Origin of the sequence: Streptomyces aurantiacus, assembly GCF_001418335.1 — a bacterium.
In the GTDB taxonomy this organism is placed as follows: Bacteria; Actinomycetota; Actinomycetes; order Streptomycetales; family Streptomycetaceae; genus Streptomyces; species Streptomyces aurantiacus.
Window position 1 is genome coordinate 1 of the sequence record NZ_LIPP01000123.1, and the last position, 3,210, is coordinate 3,210.

The window sequence follows — 3,210 nt, forward strand, 5'->3', positions numbered from 1 at the left end:
CGATCAGTCTGTGCGAGGAGTCCAGTCCCCGTTACTAGGCCCCACCCCCACCCCCGGGTCCGCGCCGCCGCTGCTGCTGTTGCTGTGCACCGCCGCGCTGCTGTGCGTAATACGCGGCCACATCGCTACTGTTCCCGGGCTGGCCAGTATTCCCGTACTGCCCTGCATGCCCGTACTGCCCCGGAGGCGCGTATTCGCGGGCGTTGACACGCTGAAGAGGTGCGCCGCCGTCATAGGCGCCGTAGGAATCACCACTGGACTGCCTGCGCGGTGGCTCTCCCGAGGGCTGCTGATAGGCGGGGAAGTACCCCTGAGGTCCGCCGCCCCCGAAGGGGCTCACCGCGGAAGCAGTAGAGGCCATACTGGGTTGCCGGTACGGGTCGTACGCCTGCGACACCAGGGGCTGGGGATAACTGGGGAAGTACCCCTGCGATCCGCCATTGAAGCTGCTCATCGCGGCAGGAGATTCCATGGGAGCCATCTGGCTGTACACCGCAGGATTGAACGGCACGTAGCTCGGTTCGGTCGTATTCATCGGCGTGAAACCAGCGCGGCCATGGCCGTAGCTTTCCTGCGTCGGAACCGTTCCGAGGTTACTTCCGTACTCCTGGGAACCTTGCGTCGTGTACCTCCGCAGCCCGTACTCCTGGCTTGACGAAGAATTCCGCCGCTCCTTCTCCGCCACTGTCTCCAGCATGGCGTCCACCTTGAGCAGCGTGTACGCGTTGAGCGCTTCTTGACCACCGCCATTGTGGAACATCTGGCTGACGGACTGCTGCCTCGCCCGCTGGATACTGAGAGCATCGGACGACGTCATGCGGACTTCGTTCGTCGCCTGATCGGTTACGACGACGACCTTGTCCTTGTCGCCGAGGGCAGCCGCGATCGCGGCCTCATCGTTCTTGTCCAGTTTCTGATTGCGCTGATGCCACCGCGTCTGCATCTGCTGATACCGCGGATCCCAGGTCGGGGCCTGCGGCAGCGCGTCGAAAGACGCTTGCGAATGGACGTCGATCTTCTGCAGCGTCTTGAGTGACCACGCGGCCGAACTCTGCGACTGATGGCGCAGATCCAGTATGTGCACTCGCATGGCCGGGGTTTCTCCGGCCTCGATCTTGTCCTTGATGACTGGCCACTCGACGTTGGTCAGCACGCTGTTGTTCGCGATGCCTTCCAGTACATCAGCCTGGACGGTTCCCTTGGTGTTCTTCGCATACGTCTGCGAGTTACCCGACCACACGTACGCCAGCGTCGGCGATGAGTTCCACCCCGAGAATCCGCCGTTCAAGCCGTTGAGCAGCTTGCCCGCCGGTGTTGTCTCCAGGATGTAGTCGCCTCGTTCTGCCGCCCTCGCGGCCGCGGCGCGCGGGGTTATCTTGCCCCATACGCCGGCCCTGTCCTTGTTCTGATTCGCTTCTGCGTCCCTGGCCCAGTAGAACGCATTTGCGCTACTGTCTTGATTCGCCAAGTCCTTCCAGGTATTACCTGCCATCTGGAAAGCCTTGTTGTATTCGAGCTGATACAGAAACTTATCGACCGGCCCCTTCGCCGTCCAGTTGTCGTTTGCCGTTTCGCCGCTGTTCAGCCACTGTCCCTCTTTTTTGAGCTGGTCCCAGACGTCGGTCGCAGCGTTCACGACGTCGTCATTGTCCCCCAGCCCCCTGTACTCACTGAGCCGATTGAAGAACGTAGCCCGTTCTTCATTGTACTTGTCTTGGTCCCACGCTTGCACCATCGAAGGTTCTCCCTTTTCCCCACTTCAAACAGTCGCCGCGCAATCGAATGCCAAGCCGAACTGATCGAGACTGGAGGGGCACCGCGCTGATGCAAGTGGATCAGTTTGGTGCCGAACCCGGGACCAGAAGCTTCCTTGCGGCCGACTGATTGTCAATGCGTATGCATCTTCCGGGGGTGCGCCTGCACTGCCGCACCTGTGCCTTACGAGAGGTCACAACGATGGCCACGCACCACCGGTTCACTCCTGCGCGACTTTTTTCAGCCAACCTGATGTGCCCGGCGGGGACGGGAGCACCTCCCTGACCCACCGCGATCCGGCCCGATCCGGCCCGATCCGGCCTGGAACGGCGCTGGTAGCCAGTGAACCGTACGCGGCTCGTACACGTGATGCCCATGCACGAACCAGCTGAAGTCGTATGGAGAAAGCGGGCTGTCATGTCCAATGAGACCGTCGAGATTCCCGCGGCCGAGAGGGGGACCACCCCCGCTGAGGAGCCCGCCGCGAAGGCGGAAAACGCTCTACAGGAGAAGCCGTCCCCGAGCCCACCGCAATTCATCCTCTATATGGAGGGCCCCGCATACGGGCAGGCCCTCCGGCAGTTGACTCTGTGGACGCACCACGTGCTGCTACCGGTCTACGGCCGGGAGATCACTTCGATGGCCCCCTGGTGCTCCCGCTGGTGGGACCACCCGGAAGCGGTCGCCCAACTGCACGGCCTCTGGCTCGCCTGGGGCGAGTTGACAGGTCCCGGCTCCGTCATGTGCGGGCCCGCCAACTGGCACCGCGACTACCTGACGCCGGCGATGAACACCCTGAGGGACCCGTTGGGCCCCTTCGCCGGCTGCAAGCCCGGCAGCCACCGGCCGAAGGAAACTCCTCAAGTCGACAGCAAGGATCCGTTCGGTCCGCCACCGCCTCCGCCCCCGCCGCCCGCCTCAGCCTGATCACGACGCCCACTATGAGTCGGACGACAAGTCGAGTGAACGGGTGCCTGCGGTCACGCAGGCACCCGCTCCTCGTTCCGGCCGGACACCACGGCGCGAACTGCCCCCTTCGCCGCAGGACCAGGAGTGACGTCCATGATGTCCACCACCCCCCGCCCCGGATCGCGCTCCCCCGGACGGCTCGTCCGCGTCGGCCTCACCACAGGCGGTGTCCTGGCCGCCGTCGTCGCCACGTTGTTCGCCGTCGTACCCGACAAGCTGACACCGGCCGCCGAATCGACCTCGCTGGAAGGCCGGCCTGTGGTTCTGGAGCACCCGCTCCGGACCCGGCACCATGACGCCGCACGACGCCATGGTGAACCAGGCCGGCTTCGGCCAGACCATCCGATCCAGCAACGGCGCCGTGGAATGCGACGGCAAGAAGCCCGCCGAGGTCCAGAGCCGCGTGGATGCCTACCAGCGCTTCACCCAGATCCTCGGCGTCGCCCCTGGAGGCAACCTCTCCTGCTGAGGCGAGGAGCGAGCCGG

General features: G+C 64.2%; 2 protein-coding genes and 1 pseudogene. 2 read left to right on the forward strand and 1 reads right to left on the reverse strand.

What is annotated here, in order from left to right:
- Nucleotides 1-34: 34 nt before the first annotated feature.
- On the reverse strand, nucleotides 35-1,735 hold the full coding sequence (locus AOK01_RS17840; protein WP_055512789.1) for a hypothetical protein: 1,701 nt from the start codon (nucleotides 1,733-1,735) through the stop codon (nucleotides 35-37).
- A gap of 566 nt (nucleotides 1,736-2,301) precedes the next feature.
- Here AOK01_RS17840 and AOK01_RS17845 point away from each other — a divergent pair.
- Together AOK01_RS17845 and AOK01_RS41260 are read left to right on the forward strand one after the other, a co-directional pair.
- Nucleotides 2,302-2,682, forward strand: a complete 381-nt coding sequence (locus tag AOK01_RS17845) for a DUF4913 domain-containing protein (protein WP_245702295.1) — start codon at nucleotides 2,302-2,304, stop codon at nucleotides 2,680-2,682.
- 286 nt (nucleotides 2,683-2,968) lie between these two features.
- Nucleotides 2,969-3,193: pseudogene (locus AOK01_RS41260) on the forward strand (chitinase); the annotation flags it as partial.
- Nucleotides 3,194-3,210 lie beyond the last annotated feature (17 nt).

Coding starts and splice junctions, on each gene's coding strand:
- AOK01_RS17840 (WP_055512789.1), bottom strand. CDS start 1,735: ATGGTGCAAGCGTGGGACCAAGACAAGTACAATGAAGAACGGGCTACG.
- AOK01_RS17845 (WP_245702295.1), top strand. CDS start 2,302: ATGGAGGGCCCCGCATACGGGCAGGCCCTCCGGCAGTTGACTCTGTGG.